Below are 18590 nucleotides of genomic sequence, written 5' to 3'. Positions count from 1 at the left end.
CCTCTCTATCCACCATTGCACGTCGTCAGCAGCAGCATCGGCACCACATCCATGATGATCGCCGCGGCAAAGATCAAACCGCCCCACCTGGCCGCGCGGCCCAACCCCGGCGCGGCCCGCACCCGAACCATCAGCACCGCGATTGCGCCCAGCGCGATCAGGCTGGCCAGCCCCACCAGCAGGTGCAGCGCCGGAAAATCCAGCAGCGCGCGCGGGGCGCAGGCCGCCGAAAGCGCGGCATAGACCAGAATGAAATGCAGCGCCCAGATCACCGGCGGCACGGCGATGCCGGTGATCTGGCGGTGCGGTGCATGATCTTGTCGCGACATCAGCGAAATCCCCCGATCTGCGGCGCGATGAACATCAGCGCCGCGATCAACGTCATCGCGGCTGTTGCCTTGGCGAGTGTCAGCAGGTTCAGATCGGGCAGCGTCTGGCCGTCCTGCACCCGGCCCAGCAGCTTGCGCAGCGCGTTCAAGACCGCCCAATAGGCCAGCACGAACAGATGCGCGCCAATGAATATCGCCAAGGACCACAGCGTCGCCCCCAGTGCGGTGGCGCGCGGATCGGTCTGCCACAGCGCGACGAAAAGCAGCCCCCCCGCCAATACCGCGCAAAGCGCGCAGATCAACCCTGTCACCGCCGCCCCCGCACCGGGGCGGCGAACCGCACCGCGATTGGTCAGCGCGGCCAGAACCGCCATCGCGATCCCCGCCAGCGCCCCTGCCCCGGCCCATGTAGCATCTGGCTGCCGCATTTGTGCCGAATACTCGGGCTGCACATTCCACAGGAACAGCGCACCAAACAGGATCGAGGCGAAAAGAGCGAAGGAGACCAGCATCGTCCCGATCACCGCGACATGGGTATGGTTGCGCCGGTCCACGATATTGACAGGCAGCGTCAGCCCCAGACCCGCATCATATTCCCGGATATGGCTTTCCGATTTCTCCCATCCCCAGGCGGTAAAGCTGGCAAGGCTGGCGATCGCACCCGCCCCCGCCAGCCACCAGATTTTCGTCAGCAGCGCCACGAACACGACAGCCACGCAGACCGCCGCGACAAGCGGCAGCAGGGTCGGATGCGGCAGCCGGATCACCTGTATCGGCGCGCCCGTCACCGGATCGCAGCCGATGGTTTCGCGCCGGTGATGATGCGCCTCGCGCAGCACACCTCGCAGCCCGCGCGGATGGTCCTGCGTCAGTTCCGGCTGATCCCACAGCGGCTCGCGGCTGGTGATCCGGGGAATGGCGTCGAAATTATGCCCCGGCGCAACCGTGGGATACAGCCATTCCAGCGTCGCCGCGCCCCAGGGATTGCGGCCCGCCGCAGGGCCAAAGCGGCGATGGCGCAGGAAATCCACCATGAAGATCAGCACCGCCGCCGCGATCATATAGGAACCCAGCGTGGACAGCAGGTTCAGCCTGTCCCAGCCGATACCGCCGGGATAGGTGGCGATCCGGCGCGGCATGCCGCGCAGCCCGGTGATGTGCATCAGAAAGAAGGTCATGTTGAAGCCGATAAACATCAGCCAGAACACCCAGCGCCCCAGCCTTTCGGACATCATCCGCCCGGTGAAATGCGGCACCCAGTAATAAAAGGCCCCAAACAGCGGAAACACCATGCCCCCGATCAGCACATAATGCAGATGCGCCACCACGAAATGGCTGTCATGGGCCTGCCAGTTGAACGGAACCGCCGCCAGCATCACACCTGTCAGCCCGCCGATCACGAAGACGAACAGAAAACCCAGGATGAACAGCATCGGCACTTTCAGCCGGGGCCGGCCCTGGCTGAGCGTGGCGATGAAGCTGAAGATCTGCACCCCAGTGGGCACCGTGACCATGGTCGAGGCCGCCGAAAACAGCGACAGCGTCAGCACCGGCAGGCCGGTGGCAAACATGTGATGCACCCACAGCCCGAAGGACAGAAACCCCATCGACACCACGGCCGCCACGACGAAGCCATAGCCGAATATCGGCTTGCCGACAAAGGTCGGCAGCATCGTCGCCACCATGCCTGCGGCTGGAAGGAAGATGATATAGACCTCGGGATGGCCGAACAGCCAGAACAGATGCTGCCACAACAGCGGATCACCCCCCAGCGCGGGGTCGAAAAACGGCAGTCCCAGCACCCGCTCGGCCTCAAGCAGGATCGAGCCGATGATCAGCGGCGGAAAGCCGATGGCGATCATGAAGGCGGTGATCAGCATGTACCAGCAAAAGACCGGCATCCGCGTCAGGCTCATCCCCGGCGCGCGCGAACACAGGATGGTGGCGATGATCTCGACCGCCGCGGTGACGGTGGCGATTTCCGCAAAGGTGACGCCGATCAGCCAGAAATCGGCCCCCGCGCCGGGCATGAATTTCGAGGTGCTGAGCGGCACATACATGAACCAGCCGCCGCTGGGTGCGGCATTGAACAGAAACGACGAAATCAGGATCAGCCCGCCGAACAGATAGCACCAGCAACCAAAGGCGCCCAGCCGCGGGAAGGACAGATCGCGCGTGCCGATCATCATCGGGATCAGATAGATGGCAAAGCCTTCCAGCGTCGGAATGGCGAACAGGAACATCATGATGGTCCCGTGCATCGTGAAGACCTGATTATAGGTCTCGCTGCTTAGAAACGTGTTGTCGGGCACGATCAGTTGCGTGCGGATCAGCAGCGCCAGTATCCCGGCGATCAGGAAGAACACGAAGCCAGTGACGATGAACCGCTTGCCGATGACGCGGTGCGATACCGCGCTGGTGGCCCGCCACCCTTTGGGCAGCGCCCAAATCTGCTCAAAGCTCGCCGCATTCTCGGGCGGCGTTTCAGTTGCGGATATGTCGGCGGCATGGGTCATTTCAGGCTTACCAACCATTCGGCCACGGCGCGCAGATCAGGCCCGGACAGGCTGTTGAACCGGGGCATGGCCACCCCCGGCTTCATCCCCGGCGCGTCGGCGATCCAGCCGGCCATATTGCCAAGGTTCATCGGCCACATGCCCGCGCCCAGCGTCGGGCGGGCACCAACGCGGGTCAGGTCGGGCCCCAGCACACCCCCCGTGGCGACCCCGCGCACGCTGTGGCATGCCGTGCAGCCCGCGTTAAGAAACACCTCGCGCCCGCGCAGCAATTCGGGCCGCGCCGCATCGCGCGCCTCGGCCTGCGCGCCGTTCAGCCAGGTGGAAAACCCGCTTTCGGGCATGGCGACCAGATCAAGGGCCATCAGCGGATGCGACAGCCCGCAAAACTCGGCGCATTGGCCGCGAAAGCGTCCCTCTTTGGTCGCGGTGACGGTCAGTTCGTTTACCCGGCCGGGGATCATGTCCAGCTTGCCCGCAATCGACGGCACCCAGAAAGAATGGATGACATCATCAGATTTCAGGCGCAGCGTGACGGGCCGACCGACCGGAATGCGCAATTCGTTGGCATCGCGCAGGGCACGACCTTCGGGGTCATAGACAATATCCCACCAGAACTGATGGCCGGTGATCTCGATCACCAAACCGTCCCTGTCCCCGCGTGGCTGCGCCCGCAGCGTCAGGGTCGAGGCGACAACCAGGATCGTCAGCACGACCAGCGGGAACACCACACCACCGCCCCAGATCCACCAGGCGCGCGGGGCACCGCCATGCTGCCAGGCCAGCCAGACCAGCCCCATCACCAGCACGAATATGGCCACACCGGCCCCGGTCATCCAGATCGTCAGATCATAGGCCGTGCGCGCCCCGATGCCCGCAGGTATCAGCGCCGATTGCGCGCCGAACATGTCCAGAGTTCTGTCCATCACCTGCGCCCCGCCGCGATCAGATAGGCCGCCATGTCGCGCGCATCCTGTTCGGTGACATCCAGATCGGGCATCGCCGTTCGGGGGGAAACCGTGGTCGGGTTCATGATCCACTGCATCAGCGTGCCCGGTGCGTTCCCCATCCCACCCGGAAGATAGCCCTGCGCCGCCAGCCGGGTCAGATCGGGGCCGGTGCGACCATTGGCACCCGCAATGCCCGCGATCCGATGACAGGCGCCGCAGCCATAGGCGGCGAACAATGCAGGGGCACGCCCTGCCTTGGCACCGGGCATATCCCCCACGGCGATCCGCGCCGAAAGCGCCTGGGGAACCCGGCCGGGCACATCAGGTTCACCCTGTCCGATTTCAAGAATTTCTGCACGCAACGCCGACATTTCCCCGCCATTCTCTTGTGGTCGCCCCAACGCCCAAAGCGAAATGACCAGCACCGCCGCCGGTGTGACGATGATCAGCCAGACGAATGCGCCAATGCCGGGGCCATCAGGTTCAGGGCGATGCGGCATCACGCGCCTCACTGCGGCGCGGCGGCGGTTACCTGCGGGCCAACCCTTGCGTAATATTCCGAAACGGCTGTGATATCCTCATCCGTCATCTTGGCGGCGATGGCCGACATTACGTTCATCGGATCATTGTCGCGCAGCCCGTCGCGCCAGTCCGTCAGTTGCTTGGCCATATAGGCGGCATCCTGACCCGCCAGATAGGGCACAGAGGGGGCCATCCCGGTTCCCTGCGGGCCGTGGCAGTTGATACAGGCCGGTATGCCGCGTTCCTCGGACCCGACCGCCCCCAGTTGGCCGCCCCATTGCAGGGTTTCGCCCGTCACCTGTCCGCTGGTCGGCAGCACCGGCGCGTCAATGGCGGCATAATAGGCCGAAACCGCCTCGCGCTCTTCATCGCTCAGCCTTTGGGCGATACCGGTCATGATCTCGTTGGGCCGGGTGCCCGAGGCGAAATCGTTCAACTGCTTGTACATGTACCAGCCGGCCTGCCCGGCGATGCGCGGGAACGCGCCCGAGCCATCGCCCTGCCCCCTGGCCCCGTGACAGGCGATGCAAGCCATGCCCGAACCGCCCTGCTGGCCGCCGCCCATCGCGACCAGTTGACCAAGTTCCAGAAGATCGTCGTCCGGCTGCTGGTTCACCGTCGCCTGAAACAGAACGCGGTCATCGTTCAGCGCGGCCTGCAACCGTTCGACCCGGGGCGTGTCGTCATAATCCTGCGCGGTTGCGACAAGGACCGATCCGCCCAAAGACCCGGCAACGGCAAGCGTGGGAATGAGATGTTTGAGCCTGAAGCGCATGTTTGGTCTCCTCAACTGTCCATCAGGGGGCGCGGGTTGGGAATATAGTCGGACTTCATGTGGTCCAGCGTCCAATAGGCCAGCCCCATCAGCGGGCCGGTGGGGTTGTAACCCAGGTTCTGCGGGAACAGGCAGGCGCCGAACACGAAGACATTGTGATGATCCCACATCTGGCCATAGCGGTTGGCGACCGACGTGGCCGGATCGGTTCCCATCACCGCACCGCCGACATTATGCGTGGTCTGATAGGGAACGATCGAATAGCTGCTGCCTGCCGCCGCCCGATTTGACGGATGGATGCCCGTCACATTGTCCATGTTGCGCGCGATCTCGATCGTGCGGTTCAGGCAATAATCCGACATCCGGCGATCGTTTTCGGGAAAGTCGAAGGTCATCCGCAACAGTGGCCGCCCAAAGGCATCTTTCCAGGTCGGATCGAGATCGAGATAGTTCTCATGCGTCGACATCGACGACCCATGCACCAGCAGCCCCCCATGGCGCAGATAATTCTCGCGCACCGCCTTTTTCCAGGCGCCGCCCCATTTCGGCGTGCCTTCGGGCGTCGGCTGATAGCTGATGGGGCGGCCATTGGTCTGGGTGCAGGCGATATAGCCGCCGCCGACAAAGCCCAGATCGGTGTGATCGAAATTGTCGCCATTGTAATCGTCGACCACCATGCCCAACGCACCCGCCCCCATGAAAGGGTTGGTGATGATCTGGTCATCGAAAAACACATCCACCGACGCGATCGTCTGATAGGAATAGTTCCGCCCGACGGTGCCGGTCCTGCTTTGCGGATCATAGGGCTTGCCCAGACCCGAGACGAGCATCAGATGCACGTTCCACAGCGAAAAGGCGTTCATGCAGACGATATCGGCAGGCTGGAACACCTCGCGCCCATTGGCATCCAGATAGGTTACGCCGGTTGCGGTTTGTCCGTCTGCCGATTTTTCGACGCGCAGAACCTGCGAGCCAAAGCGGATCTCGAAATTCTGGTGGTCCTTGATGCGGTCATAGACGCAGATGATCGGATCGGCCTTGGCGAAATACCCGCAGCCAAAGCGTTCGCAGAACCCGCAATAGGTGCAGGGATGCAATTGCGCGCCGTAAGGGTTCTCATAGGCTTGGGTTACATTGGCCGACGGCTGGGGAAAGGGGTTCAGCCCCATTTCGCCCGCCGCCTTGCCAAACAGCGTCGTGGCGATCGGCTGGGTCATCGCTGGATTGGGATAGTCGCTGCTGCGCGGCCCTTCGTACACATTGCCGCCGGGACGCTTTTCGCCACTCAGATTACCGGCATATCCCGCAGCACCACAGATGCGCTCAAAGAAATCCAGATGCGGCTCCAGCTCATCATAGGTCACGCCCCAGTCCTGAACCGTCAGATCGTCGGAAAAGATATCGGGCCCATAGCGCGCCTCGTAATGCGACCGCATTTCCAGATCGCTGGGCAGGGGCCGCCAGATCTGGCCGTTCCAGTGGATGCCCGCGCCCCCCAGCCCGGTGCCCGGCAGGAATGAGCCCAGCCTGCGCATCGGCAGGGCCTGCTGGTCGCGGCGGTTGCGAAAGGTCAGCGTCTCTTTCCTGACATCGACCATATGCTGGTGATGGATCGCGTATTTCAGTTCGTCATGTTCTTCGGGGCCGCCAAAGCTGGTGGCGTCATGCCGATGCGCGCCACGTTCCAGTATCACGCATTTCTGCCCGTTCTGGGCCAGCTCATAAGCAGCCGTCAGACCCGTCCAGCCGCCGCCGATGATCACCACATCTGTTTTCGGAAGTGTTCTGTCAGCCATCGCCCCCCCCTTTCGTCTTTACGATCCGCATCCGTGCCGCGCCCTGGCCTGGAACATGCGACATGCCTTTCGGGGGGGCTGGATAGGGCAGGTTATGCCGGCCGACCTCGGTCGTGTAATAGGCATAAGCCCCTGGAAAACCTATCATTTGCCAGCCAGCATAATCCAGATTGCCGTCATAGGCCGGGTCGGCGAAATAGCCCTGATTGGTCAGCCGCAGCAATTCGTCGAAGAAATCAGCGGCCAGACCGCCGGGCAATTGCACATTGCCATCGGCCAGCGCCTGAATGCGGTCCTGGCGCTGCTGCATGTCCATATCGGCCAGCGCATCGCCCTGGCCTTGCATCCCGTCAATCCCGGCGCGGATCAGCGCCGCCGGGGTCATGTCGCGCTGATAGCCCTGCGAAGGCGTGCCTTCGGCAAAGGGTGCTTGCAGATACAGCCCCTCGCCCTGCCCATAGGGACCGCCCAGCATCAGGTCGATGAAATCGACCACGCCGGCCTCGCTGGCGCTCGGATATTCATCGGCGGGGATCAGCACATCACAGGCCGCCGCCAGAAACCGCGCCTCTGCATTCGTCAGAAAATACCAGGTCTTGTCATCCAACGCCGCATAAGCGGGCCTGACGACAAGTCCACCCCCGCTGGCTGCCGCCAAACCTGCGGCGCCCATCTGTGCCAATACAGCCCTGCGCGAAAATCCTGTCCCCATCTGTCAGCCCCGATTTATTGCGACATCATGAAAACAACCGGGGGATTGGGATCATGTTCCGACTTTTCTGATTTTCCGGTGGTTTTTTTACACGGCCTCAGCGCGGGATGGCCGGTCGGGAACCTGTGCGACGCCAGGAACATACAGCCAACCCTGATGTTGTCAGACCTGAAAACACCCACCTTCACGTTGGAAAGCGCCGCATGATCCGAACCCGATGGCTGCTCTTGCCCAAGCTTATTCGTTTTCTGCTGATCCATTTCGCCAATGGCGTCGTGATCGGTTGCAGCACGGCTTTGCTGTTGATCTGGAACGACATCGCCGGAATGGGCATCTTCGCACAGGGCGACAAGGCCGGCCTGGCATCGCTTTTGCTGTTTGCCGAGGCCTCGTTGATATTCGGAACATTGGCCGCCAGTGTGGCGATCATGACCATGGATTATGATCACGATTGCTAAGCAACCTTGAACCGTTTCACAACAGAAAGAGGCGGACCCATGGCCCGCCTCTCTTGTTTGTCGGATTGTTCAGGATCACATCGATTCGATCTGATCACACAGCTGCACCCAGGTGGTCAGCGAAACACGCCCTTCGGAAATGCCTGCAGTGATGCTGTCCGATGTCGGGCTGGTGCCACTGGTCATCGACCCGGTGGCACTTGTCCCGGTGCTTGTGCTGCCGGTCGTGGTGGACGACCCCATGCCGGTCGTCGTGTTGGTACCGCCCGTGGAAGAACCGCCAGCAGAGCCGGTTACAGAGGACGAGCCGCTGTCGGTGCCGCTGGCCGACGATCCGGTGGAGCTTGCGCTGTCGGATTCGCTCATGGCCTGACAGTCAGCACGCACCTGTTCCTTTTCCTCTGTGCTCAACTGTGCCCAGTTGGTGCGGATTTCCGATTCAGACAGCAGTGACATGTTGCCGTCATCCGTGAAAAAGGATGCGGCCGTATTGTCGGACCAGTCCCGACCCATCATGGTTGTGCTGTCATTGACGCCTGCACCACTCGTTGCTCCCGTCGTTGACGAACCTGTTGTCGATTGGGCAAAGGCCCCCGACGCCAGCACTGCCGAAGCGATTGCCGTGACAAGAATGTTCTTATTCATTTGGTATGTCCTTTTGACTGATTTGGCCGCAATGGCCGTTCGATTGCTTTGGTTCAGACGACACGGGTTGAATTCGGGCCATTGGCCCTCGGGTTCAAAACCGCGCCGCCGCTCGGCCCCTCCTGATGTTGTCATGCCGTGGTTCCTCCCGGCTTTTGACGACGTCCCGCGGGCAAGCAGCCTTCGTCGGTCACGTCGCATTCAGAACAATGCTGTTTTGCTGTTGTTCCCGGGGGCTGCGGCGATGATCCGGACAATGCCGGGCCAAGCAATTTGTCGCCGAGCGCGCATCGCAGACCAGCGACAATCAGCCGAGCAGAAAGGCGATCAGATGCCCCTCGCCCTGCCGAAGACCGGGTTGCCGATAGGGCGACAGATCTTTCAGGGCTTCGCGCGCGGGGCTGTCGGCCAGTTCCAGCACGCGCGGATGAATATAGCTGCTGCGCGCGACCGAAGGGGTGTTGTGCAGCCGGTCTGCGGCGGCCGCCGTCATTTCCCGCAGGGTAAGCCGGTCATCGGCCGGAGTGGCCAGCGCCAGACGAAATGCGTCAAGCGTGCCCGACCAGGTGCGAAAGGTCTTTGCCGTCGCATTGTCCAACCCTGTGACATCGGCAAGATAGGCGTTCACATGCTGCGACAGCACACCACGCGGTTGCCCCTGCGCATCCAGCCATGAAAAGACCCGACCGCCGGGCAGATCATCCATCTTTTGCAATGCGGCATGAATCAGCCGGTCCTTCAGCTTGTATTGGGCCGTCTTTCCGCCCTTGCCGGAAAATTCCAGCCGGATCGCGCCGCGCGACAGATGCACATGGCGCCGGCGCAGGGTCGTCAGGCCATAGCTGCCATTGGCGCGGGCATAGCTGGTGTTTCCAACCCGCAACGCGAGTTGATCCAGCAATGCGACAACCGCGGCAAGGGCAAGCCCCTCATCGGCATCGGGGTGGCGCAGGTCGCGCAGGACGCGCCGCCGCAGGGTCGGCAGGGCCCGTCCGAAATCGGCGAGGCCCTCGAATTTCAGGCGTGCGCGTTCGCCCATCCAGTCAGGGTGATAGATATACTGCCTGCGGCCACGCGCATCCTGACCCATGGCCTGCAAATGTCCCTGCGGATCGGGGCAGATCCACACGTTCCGATAGGCGGGCGGGATACCCAGCCGCTTTATCCGCTGCTTTTCCGCGTCATCGGCCAGAACCGAACCATCAGGCGTCACATAGCTGAACCCCCGCCCCCGCCGCACCCGGCGGATACCCGGCTGGTCATGCCAGTAATATCGAAGATCCGTCGTTGAATTGGGCATCCGACCACTGGGTTCCTTCGCATCTTTGCAGAACGCACGCACGGAAGATCCCCGTGCCAGATGCAACCGCCTGTATCGCGGAACGGTTCCCGCCCGGGCGCATCCGAACGCCGTTCATGTGTCGAAGGAGGCGTTGCGGCGGCACAGATAGACCTCACGCTCGGGATGTGCTTCGATCACAAACCCCGCGCTGCGCAACAGGGCTTCGGCCGCGGCGCGGTTCGGAATGAACCAGTTCGTCGGATCGCCCGCGTAACAATGTTCAATGAAATACAGCGACGGGAAACCGGCCTGTTCGAAGGGCTGCCAGTCGTTGAAATCGTAATCGGGCAGGACCGGCGCGACCATATCAGGACCGCGCTGCATGCATTGAAACAGCATCTGGTCGCCGACGACATGCTCGTGCAGCATATCAAGCGCCAGAAGCGGATGGCGCAGATGATAGAGAACCCCCATGAAGATCACCAGATCGAAGCGTTCCTTCAACTGCGCGACATCATAGACCGACATGAGGTGAAGCTCGACATGCGCACCGCATTGTGTCGCGGCAAAGCTGGCCTGGGCCAGATATCGCGGATCGGAATCGATCGCCACCACACGATCGGCCCCGCGGCGCGCCATTTCCAGCGCATAGAACCCGCCATTGCAGCCGACATCCAGCACCGTCATCCCGGCCATGTCCTGTGGCAGCACATCCTTGAACGCCTGCCATTTGCAGGACGGGTAATCGCCCAGGAAATGATCGGGGGCGGTCTGGATGCCGCCGATGCGCAGATTGTGAAACCAGGGGCCAAGCTCGATGATCTGCCGGGCGAGATCGGCATCGGGCGGATCAAGGCGGGATGCGGGGCGGTCAGTCATGTCGGCAGTCCCGAAAATTGCATGGCGGGTCTGGCGGGCAGCGGTGGCAGCGACATGTCCTGCTGCGCCGCCGCAAACCAGTCGATCGTTCGGGGCAGCCCCTCGGACAGCGCGATCTGCGGCTGCCAGTTCAACAGCGTGCGCGCGCGGTTGATGTCGGGGCGGCGGCGGCGCGGATCATCCTGCGGCAACGGCCGATGAACCAGCCGGGCGCGCGTCGGGATCAGGTCACGCACCATGGCCGCCAGTTCGTTGATGGTGAATTCCTGCGGATTTCCCAGATTTATCGCCGAGCCCGGCGCCACGGGCGCATCCATCAGCGCGATAAGCCCCGCCACCAGATCCGAGACATAGCAAAACGATCGGGTCTGTTCGCCGCTGCCATAGATCGTCATCGGCTGGTCCTCCAGCGCCTGCACGATCATGTTCGACACGATCCGCCCGTCATCGGGTCGCATTCTTGGCCCATAGGTGTTGAAGATGCGCGCCACGCGCACATCCACATGCCCGGCCCGCGCATAATCGAAACACAGGGCCTCGGCGGCGCGTTTGCCTTCGTCGTAACATGCCCGCGGACCGGTGCAGTTCACATGGCCCACGTAATCCTCTTTCTGGGGATGGGATTCGGGATCGCCGTAAACCTCGCTGGTCGAGGCCTGCACGAACCGCGCCTTGCGCGACAGCGCCAGCTTGAGCAGGTTCGAGGTGCCCAGAACATTGGTCAGCATCGTATGCACCGGGTCCGCCTGATAATGCGGCGGCGAGGCGGGGCTGGCCAGGTTATAGATCTGATCCAGCGGCTCTGACAGGATGACCGGGTCGATGACATCCTGCCGGACCAGCCGGAAATCGCGATGCGCACAAAGGGAAAGGATATTGGCCTCTCTGCCGGTCAGAAAACTGTCCAGACAGATCACCCGATGCCCGCGCCCCAGCAATGCCTCGCACAGATGCGAGCCGACGAACCCGGCCCCGCCGGCGACAAGTATATTCTTTTTCAAGACCGATGCCATGATCCCTATCCTCGCTTTCAAGTGGTGACGGCGGGTGTGGCCGCCCTGTGACCAATCAACAGTTTTCCCAGTTCACGCGCCCTTGCCCGCCCGGTATGGCGTGCTCGTACGATCGTTCGCGCGCTTTGCCCGATGAAGTGGCGGCGGTCATCGTCAAGCCGTGTCAGGGCCGCGATGACATCGCCGCCACCCTGTGCGATCAGGATGGCGCGGTCTTTCGGAAACAACTCGGTCAGCCCCGGCCAGTCATCGCTGATGACCGGCGTGCCGGCGGCGGCGGCCTCGAACAGACGCACACTGGGCGACCAGCCCATCTGGCGCATCGCCGCGCGGGTGACGTTCAGGGTGAACCGCTGCGCGCGGTAAAAGGCCGCGTGGCGGTCGGGTGGCAGATGCTCGATCCGCTCGACATTGGCGGGCCAGTCAATGTCGTCGGGGTATTGCGAACCAGCCACGACGAACCGCATCTGTGGCAGGTGCCGGGCGGGTTCCAGCAGCAGCGCCTCCAGCCCCGGCTGGCGGTCATCGCTATAGGTGCCCAGATAGCCCAGATCCCATCGGATGGGCAGGTCGGGCGTCCCGGCATATCCGGCGGTATCGACCGAGCAATACAGCGCCTCGGCCTGCCGCGCACCGTGCCTTTGCTGCAGATAGGACAGAACGCCGCCGCCGGAAAACGAAAGATAGATGTCGAAAAGCGGGATCTGCGCGGCCGCCAGATGGGTCTCTTCGCCTTGGCGCAGCAAATCCATCGTCACCGGCGTGTCTATGTCGTAATAACACAGCATCCGCGGGCGCAGGCGTGAAAGCGCGTCGATGATCCGGCGGCCATCGGGCAGATAGGAACCGACAATCACCGCATCGGCCTGCCGCAGCCGTGCGGCGTGTCGGTGCAGCAGTTCCTCGGGGCTGTCGTAAAGCGCGAAGTCGCAGAAATCCGGCGAGGCCAGATCGCGGTGCTGCGCATACCAGGGCCTGTCCCGTTCCAGAAACAGCACCCGATGCCCTTCATCCGCCAGCCCGCGCAGAAGCGCGCGATAGGTGGTGGCATGCCCGTTTCCCCAGGAAGACGACAGCGTCAGCCCGATGAACACGATATCAAGCGGCGGGGTCATAACAGCACCCCCGCCCGTTCGTGCATCATCTGCCTGGCAAACAGCGTATCCACCTGCCGGGCGCGCTGTGCATAGGTATGTTCGGCCAGCAGCCGCGCCCGCGCCCGCGCGCCGATCCGACCATAGGCGTTGCCTTGCGCCGATGTCAGCAGTTCCGCCACATCGGCGCCGTCGCGGGCCACAAGAACCTCCTGCCCCGGCGTCAGGAACATCTCGATCCCCTCCCATGCGTCGGTGATGACGCAGGCACCGGCGCCGGCGGCCTCGAACACGCGGGTGGCGGGGGAAAAGCCGGTGGCGGCCATGCTGTCGCGCGCAATGTTCAGCACCAGCCGCGCGCTGGAATTCAGCGCGTTGTGATCCGCCGTGGGCACATGCCCCAGCAGGCGGACATTCTCGGGCAGGGCCAGCCCCGCCCAGCCCGATCCGCCCAGCAAGAACCGCTGATCGGGACAGCGCCGCGCGGCGGACAGGAAGAATTCGGCGACCCGCGCCTCACGGTCGGGCAGACGGTTGCCCAGAAAGGCCAGATCGCAGGCGAACCGCTGCTGCGCGGGCACCGGATGATGCGTGGCCGGGTCCAGCGCATTATATATCGGCACGCAGTCACGCGCGCCCAGGTCGCGATAGGCCCGCACGACCGGGGCGCCGCCGCCATAGGTCAGAACCATGTCAAGATGCGGCAGGACCGCGCGCAGCGGATGGCCGGGCTGGTCGCGCAGCGCCTGCAGCGTCGCGGGCGCATCAACATCCCAGAAGATGCGGATCGCGCCGTCGCGGGCATTGGCCATCACCTGTTGCAGCAGGCGATCATCCTCGAAACCGACGCCGCTGGCCTGGATGACGATATCGGCCTTTCGGGCGGCGGTGGCCGCGCGGCGCAGCCCCTGCGCGTTACCCGCATAGACCACCACATCGCACCAGTCTGGCGGATCGATGTCGCGATGCGCCTGACGGTCAAGAACATCTGGTTCATAGAACGTGATCCGATAGCCCTGGTCAGCCAGCGCCCGCAACATGCCCCGGTAATAGGTGGCGGCCCCGTTCCAATAGGACGAAAGCAGGCTCGATCCGTAAAAGGCGATGGTCTTCATCACGCTGTCTCCCTGAGTGCCGCGCCGGGTTCCGCTGCGCGCGTTGTCACGCCCAGATCGCGCAGAATGGCCAGCAGTTCGTCCACGCGATGGCGGCAGGTGTGACGGGCGCGAATGGTTTCCAGACCAGCCTGGGCGATCTCGTGGCGCGCGACCGGATCGTGACGCAGCAAAGACAGGTGCTGACGCATCTGGCGACCATTGCGGGCGCACAGGAAATCCACCCCCGGACGGAACAGGCCCTCGACATCGTCCCAGGGCGCGCTGACCAGTGGTATGCCACAGGCCAGGGCCTCGAACATGCGGATCGTGGGAATGCCGGGCAGCGCATGAACATAGGGCGCGCGGGGAATGTGCACGGCCATCCGGTGCCGGGCAAAGGCCTTTGGCACATCGGCATTGGCAATCCAGTCGCGATAATTGATACCCGCCCTGGCGAGCTTTGAAATGGCTTCTGTGGGATACCTGACCCCGTGCACCGTGGTATCGAGCGACAACTGCCCGGCCGGTTCGATCAGGAATTCATCCAGTTCCGCCGTTCTCTCGCCATCACCCCAGTTGCCGATCCAGACCAGATCGGCGTCTTTCGATGTGTCGGCCAAGGGTCGGAACAGGGCATCATCCGCCGCCTCGTGCCAGGTAAAGACATTCCTTCCCCATCCGGCGCGCAGATACTGTTGGCGCAGCGTTTCACCAAAGGCCAGCACACCGTCATAGCCGGACAGGTCCATGCCGGCGATCTGTTCGCCGGCGCTGACGGCGCGATGATGGGTGTCATGAAACAGCAGCGTGAAACGCCCGCCGCGCTGGCGTGCCTGCCCAAGGCGCGCGACCAGCGCCGGATCCGTCCATTCATGGACGATCACCACATCGGCCGCGTCCAGAACGGCCGCGTGATCGAATCTATCGTCATAGATATCGGCGTGCAGACAGGGAAAAGCCCGGTGAAATTCAGCCACGACACCCGGCCCCTGCTCGGCGATCAGGTTTTGCCGGCTCCATGAATTCTGCGGCTCCAGCGAACGGACCCCGTGACCGCGCCGCTTGAGATCACGCATCACGCCGCGCAGGAAATGCACATTGCCATGGTTCCAGTCTGAAATTGCGGAATGGGTATATAGGACGAATTGCATGGCCTACCTCAAGATTGCGTTCAGGCGCGGGAAAGACTGCGTGGGATGTGAAACCGATCTCATGCGCGCAGCCTTTCGGGTTGCGCCACCGGTCGCGCGGGCGGTTCAAGACCGGGGCGGTTCGAAGACAGCCATTCGGCCAGATGCCAAAGCCCCTGCCGCCAGCCGGTCATCGCCTGCCAGCCCGTGGCCTGCGACAGACAGGTGGTATCGGCCACGAAATAACGCTGATCCCCCTGCCGCGTCTTGTCGTGATGTATCGTGATGTCCCCTTCGACGATCAGCCGGATCTCTGCCAGAACCTCAAGCAGAGAGACCGAATTCCGGACCCCGCCACCCAGATTGAAAGCCTGCCCCGACAATGCGTCGATCCTGTCCAGAACCATGCGATAGGCGCGCACAGCATCGACGACATAAAGAATGTCGCGCACCTGACGCCCATCACCGAAGATCGACAGCGGCACGCCCTTCATGGCGTTGATCAGAAAATGCGCCACCCAGCCCTGATCTTCGGTGCCGAACTGGCGCGGGCCGTAAATACAGCTCATCCGCAGGACGGCCGCCTGCAGACCATAGGATTTCGCGTAATCCAGCACATACTGATCTGCCACGCCCTTGGAACAGCCATAGGGCGTGCAGAAATCGAGCGGACGATTTTCGGCGATGCCCCGCTGGCGCAAGCGGCTGTCGGCTGGCACCCAGCGGCCCTCGTGACAGTCAAGGCCCAGATCGTCCAGCGCGCCATAGACCTTGTTGGTGCTGGCAAAGACCAGCGGAATGCGGTGCCCGCTGGCGCGGATCGCCTCAAGCAGGTTCAGCGTGCCCCGTGCGTTGATCTCGAAATCTTCGGTCGGGTTGGTCAGGCTGGTCGTGACCGCCGTTTGCGCCGCCAGGTGAATGACGGACGCGGCATCGCGCACCGCCTCGCTCAGCATCTGTTCGTCGCGCAGATCGGTCGGCACCGGATGAACGCGGTCGCCATGATGGTCCAGCAGCCAGCGCAGGTTCTGCTCGACGCCGGGCCGGCTGAGATTGTCGACCACGATGACCTCATGGCCGTCTCTCAGGAAACTGTCGGCCAGGTTTGATCCGATAAATCCGCTGCCGCCGGTGATGACGACCGGCCGCACCGCCGAAGACAAGGCGGGTGCCGCCAACCGCGTCACCTCGATGACCCGCGCCAGCCCGCCCTCTTGCAACAGCCGGGCCAGCAGCTTGGGCTGGTTTTCCGCATCCACCGCCCCCAGATGATAGTGCCGCGGATCGAAATAGAGACCTTCCTGCACGGCCACATCGCGCGGCAGATCGCGCCAGGCATACCAGTAAAGCCGGTCGGCCCCGGCGCGGGTGGCCTGCGCGAAACGGCGCGCCTGTTCCATCTGATCGTTGCGCCAGGTGGAATAGCCGGCCTCGGTGATCCAGATCTCTGCCGCGGGATTATGGCGGTCCACGACATGGCGCATCTCGCCCAGATGCATGTCCCAGCCCTGCCAGGATCCTTCCTCGCTGTCCCAGGTGCCGGGAAAGCCGTGAAAGCCCACCGCCGACATCTGTTGCAGCACGCCACGCTGCCCCATCAGGTCAAGCCAGAGCGGATCGAACGGACAAGGCCCGCCCAGCACCGCCTTCCAGCCGCGCTGGTTGACCCAATAGGCCGCCCCGCCCACCATTTCGCAGAACAGATCGAAATTGGGATCGGCCCGCCAATCCCAGTCCAGCAGGTTGTTCGGCTCGTTCCACAGCTCGATATGGGTAAAGTGGCGCCCATGGGCGGTCAGCACCTGATCAATGAAATCGGCATAGGATTTCAGATCGCGCGGCGCACCATTGGCCCGGCCGGTGCGCGACAACGAAGGGGGTGTGTAATGAACGCAGGGCAACAGCTCGAACGCCTGCCCCAGCCGCGGCAACAGCCAGTCATACCAGTCGCGCCCCCCTTCGGCGTGATATTCGGCCCAGGACAAATGCGTGCGCAGATATTGCGCGCCCGAGGCCACCAGCCCCGGCAGCGTCTCCTCGACACGTTCGTATTCGCCGGGACGAAACCATTCTGCAAAGCCGTATTGCGGCAGGCCGGTCATGATACCAGCCTCCGCTGTTCCAGATGCTGCCGCATCTCGTGACCCCGGTCCACGACGATCTCGCCACGGACCCATTCGACAAAGGGGTCCAGGGTGTCCTCAAGCAGATATTGCGGTGTGAAATCCAGTATCTCTGTCGCATGTGCGATATCGGCAAAGCAGTTGCGGATATCGCCTGCCCGCGCCTTGTGCAAAATCTCGGGCTCCAGATGCGGCACGCCCATCCGGGCGGCCAACAGCCGCGCCACGCGGTCGATCGTATATTGCCGGCCGGATCCGATGTTGAACACCTCGCCAGCGGCGGCGGGGGTTTCCAGCGCCAGGCGAAAGGCGCGCGCCACATCGCGAACGTGCACGAAATCGCGTCGCTGCGCGCCATCCTCGAACACGGTGGGGGGCTGCCCGTTGGCGAGCCGCGAGGCGAAATTGGCCAGCACCCCGGTATAGGGGTTCGACAGGGCCTGCCCGGCACCAAAGACGTTGAACAGGCGCAGCGCAACGGCATCCACGCCATAGGCCTGCCCGAAAATCATCACCGCGCGTTCCTGCACATATTTGGTCAGCGCATAGATCGAGGCCAGATCGACGCGCTTGCGCTCGTCGGTGGCGATCGCCTGCAAGGGCTGGCCCTGCGGGCCCGTCGGGCTCCACCTGCCCTGCTTCAGCTGGGCGGGATCGCGGCGAATTGTTTGCAACACACGACCGTCGCTTGTCGCATAATAGCCCTCGCCATAGACGCTCATGGACGAGGCGACGACGATGCGTTCAACCGGATGAACCAGCAATGCCTCCAGCAGAACCGCGGTGCCCAGATCATTTGCGCCGACATAGCGGGCGATCTCGTACATGGATTGTCCCACGCCCACCTCGGCCGCCAGATGGATGACGCTGTCGCAGCCCATCAACGCCCCGCGCAGCCGCTCTGCATCCCGCATGTCGCCGCGCACAAGTTCGGCCTCTGGCGGCAGAACGGCGGACGCGCCAGCATGCACCTGCTCTATCATCGCATCGTAAAGCCGCACCGCATGCCCCTGCGAAAGAAGCTCTTCCGCGACATGCCGACCGATAAAGCCTGCACCACCGGTAATCAGAATTCGGGCCATGGTTCATCCTGCTGTTGATCGCTTATGCTGATGACCCCGAACCGTCAGCATCGCGGAATGTTCCAGACAGGCCGTGTCACGGCAGGTTACCTCGATCAGCAGGAACCAAATCGGGCCATAATTGTTGTGAGGCTTGAACCAGTTACATTCCCGCCCCTTCAGCAGCGATGAACATTCCATGCCCACA

17 protein-coding genes are annotated in these 18590 nt (G+C 63.0%); 1 reads left to right on the top strand and 16 read right to left on the bottom strand.

Translation table 11 applies throughout. The annotated features are described in order from the left end of the window. Positions 1 to 5 precede the first annotated feature (5 nt). From ACTCHC_RS00465 to ACTCHC_RS00435, 7 genes are read right to left on the bottom strand one after another with little or no spacing between them, the layout of a single operon-like run. Positions 6 to 329 carry a hypothetical protein gene (locus ACTCHC_RS00465; RefSeq protein ID WP_463020476.1) on the bottom strand — a complete coding sequence of 108 codons (324 nt, stop codon included), beginning with the start codon at positions 327 to 329 and terminating at the stop codon, positions 6 to 8. Beyond that, positions 329 to 2863: a cytochrome c oxidase subunit I gene (gene ctaD, locus ACTCHC_RS00460; RefSeq protein WP_463020475.1), complete on the bottom strand. Its 2535-nt coding sequence runs from the start codon at positions 2861 to 2863 to the stop codon at positions 329 to 331. Before ctaD ends, ACTCHC_RS00465 begins: the two co-directional genes overlap by 1 nt. Next, entirely contained in the window at positions 2842 to 3771 is a 930-nt protein-coding gene (locus ACTCHC_RS00455) for a cytochrome c oxidase subunit II (RefSeq protein ID WP_463020474.1), read from the bottom strand. The genes ctaD and ACTCHC_RS00455 overlap by 22 nt, the downstream gene beginning before the upstream one ends. Further along, positions 3771 to 4295 carry a c-type cytochrome gene (locus ACTCHC_RS00450; protein WP_463020473.1) on the bottom strand — a complete coding sequence of 175 codons (525 nt, stop codon included), beginning with the start codon at positions 4293 to 4295 and terminating at the stop codon, positions 3771 to 3773. Before ACTCHC_RS00450 ends, ACTCHC_RS00455 begins: the two co-directional genes overlap by 1 nt. An 8-nt stretch (positions 4296 to 4303) precedes the next feature. Then, positions 4304 to 5092 carry a c-type cytochrome gene (locus tag ACTCHC_RS00445; protein WP_463020472.1) on the bottom strand — a complete coding sequence of 263 codons (789 nt, stop codon included), beginning with the start codon at positions 5090 to 5092 and terminating at the stop codon, positions 4304 to 4306. A gap of 11 nt (positions 5093 to 5103) precedes the next feature. Further along, positions 5104 to 6888, bottom strand: coding sequence for a GMC family oxidoreductase (locus ACTCHC_RS00440; RefSeq protein ID WP_463020471.1), 1785 nt, complete (start codon positions 6886 to 6888; stop codon positions 5104 to 5106). Then, positions 6881 to 7600 carry a gluconate 2-dehydrogenase subunit 3 family protein gene (locus ACTCHC_RS00435; protein ID WP_463020470.1) on the bottom strand — a complete coding sequence of 240 codons (720 nt, stop codon included), beginning with the start codon at positions 7598 to 7600 and terminating at the stop codon, positions 6881 to 6883. The genes ACTCHC_RS00440 and ACTCHC_RS00435 overlap by 8 nt, the downstream gene beginning before the upstream one ends. A gap of 203 nt (positions 7601 to 7803) precedes the next feature. Between ACTCHC_RS00435 and ACTCHC_RS00430 the strand changes: the two genes are divergently transcribed. Next, a complete protein-coding gene (locus ACTCHC_RS00430; RefSeq protein WP_463020469.1) occupies positions 7804 to 8058 on the top strand; it encodes a hypothetical protein in 255 nt (84 codons plus the stop codon). Between the two features lie 75 nt (positions 8059 to 8133). Here ACTCHC_RS00430 and ACTCHC_RS00425 read toward each other — a convergent pair whose 3' ends face one another. The 9 genes from ACTCHC_RS00425 to ACTCHC_RS00385 form a co-directional block, all read right to left on the bottom strand. Further along, positions 8134 to 8703, bottom strand: a complete 570-nt coding sequence (locus ACTCHC_RS00425; RefSeq protein ID WP_463020468.1) for a hypothetical protein — start codon at positions 8701 to 8703, stop codon at positions 8134 to 8136. A 307-nt stretch (positions 8704 to 9010) separates the two neighbouring features. Then, the gene (locus ACTCHC_RS00420) at positions 9011 to 10003 is read right to left on the bottom strand and encodes a DNA topoisomerase IB (RefSeq protein ID WP_463020467.1); all 993 of its coding nucleotides are present in this window, start codon (positions 10001 to 10003) and stop codon (positions 9011 to 9013) included. Positions 10004 to 10117: 114 nt separating this feature from the next. Further along, complete coding sequence (locus ACTCHC_RS00415; protein WP_463020466.1) at positions 10118 to 10864, bottom strand: TIGR04290 family methyltransferase; 747 nt, start codon at positions 10862 to 10864, stop codon at positions 10118 to 10120. Continuing rightward, positions 10861 to 11880, bottom strand: coding sequence for a UDP-glucuronic acid decarboxylase family protein (locus tag ACTCHC_RS00410; protein WP_463020489.1), 1020 nt, complete (start codon positions 11878 to 11880; stop codon positions 10861 to 10863). Before ACTCHC_RS00410 ends, ACTCHC_RS00415 begins: the two co-directional genes overlap by 4 nt. A 14-nt stretch (positions 11881 to 11894) precedes the next feature. Beyond that, positions 11895 to 12992, bottom strand: coding sequence for a CgeB family protein (locus tag ACTCHC_RS00405; RefSeq protein ID WP_463020465.1), 1098 nt, complete (start codon positions 12990 to 12992; stop codon positions 11895 to 11897). Next, entirely contained in the window at positions 12989 to 14086 is a 1098-nt protein-coding gene (locus ACTCHC_RS00400; protein WP_463020464.1) for a CgeB family protein, read from the bottom strand. The genes ACTCHC_RS00405 and ACTCHC_RS00400 overlap by 4 nt, the downstream gene beginning before the upstream one ends. Then, complete coding sequence (locus ACTCHC_RS00395) at positions 14086 to 15219, bottom strand: CgeB family protein (protein ID WP_463020463.1); 1134 nt, start codon at positions 15217 to 15219, stop codon at positions 14086 to 14088. The genes ACTCHC_RS00400 and ACTCHC_RS00395 overlap by 1 nt, the downstream gene beginning before the upstream one ends. Positions 15220 to 15278: 59 nt before the next feature. Then, positions 15279 to 17300: an SDR family NAD(P)-dependent oxidoreductase gene (locus ACTCHC_RS00390; protein WP_463020462.1), complete on the bottom strand. Its 2022-nt coding sequence runs from the start codon at positions 17298 to 17300 to the stop codon at positions 15279 to 15281. Further along, complete coding sequence (locus ACTCHC_RS00385; protein ID WP_463020461.1) at positions 17297 to 18403, bottom strand: NAD-dependent epimerase/dehydratase family protein; 1107 nt, start codon at positions 18401 to 18403, stop codon at positions 17297 to 17299. Before ACTCHC_RS00385 ends, ACTCHC_RS00390 begins: the two co-directional genes overlap by 4 nt. Between the last annotated feature and the right edge of the window lie 187 nt (positions 18404 to 18590).

Source organism: Actibacterium sp. (assembly GCF_055134745.1).
The sequence above is the reverse complement of the archived record's forward strand: the minus strand, read 5'-3'. Positions and strand labels throughout refer to the sequence as shown.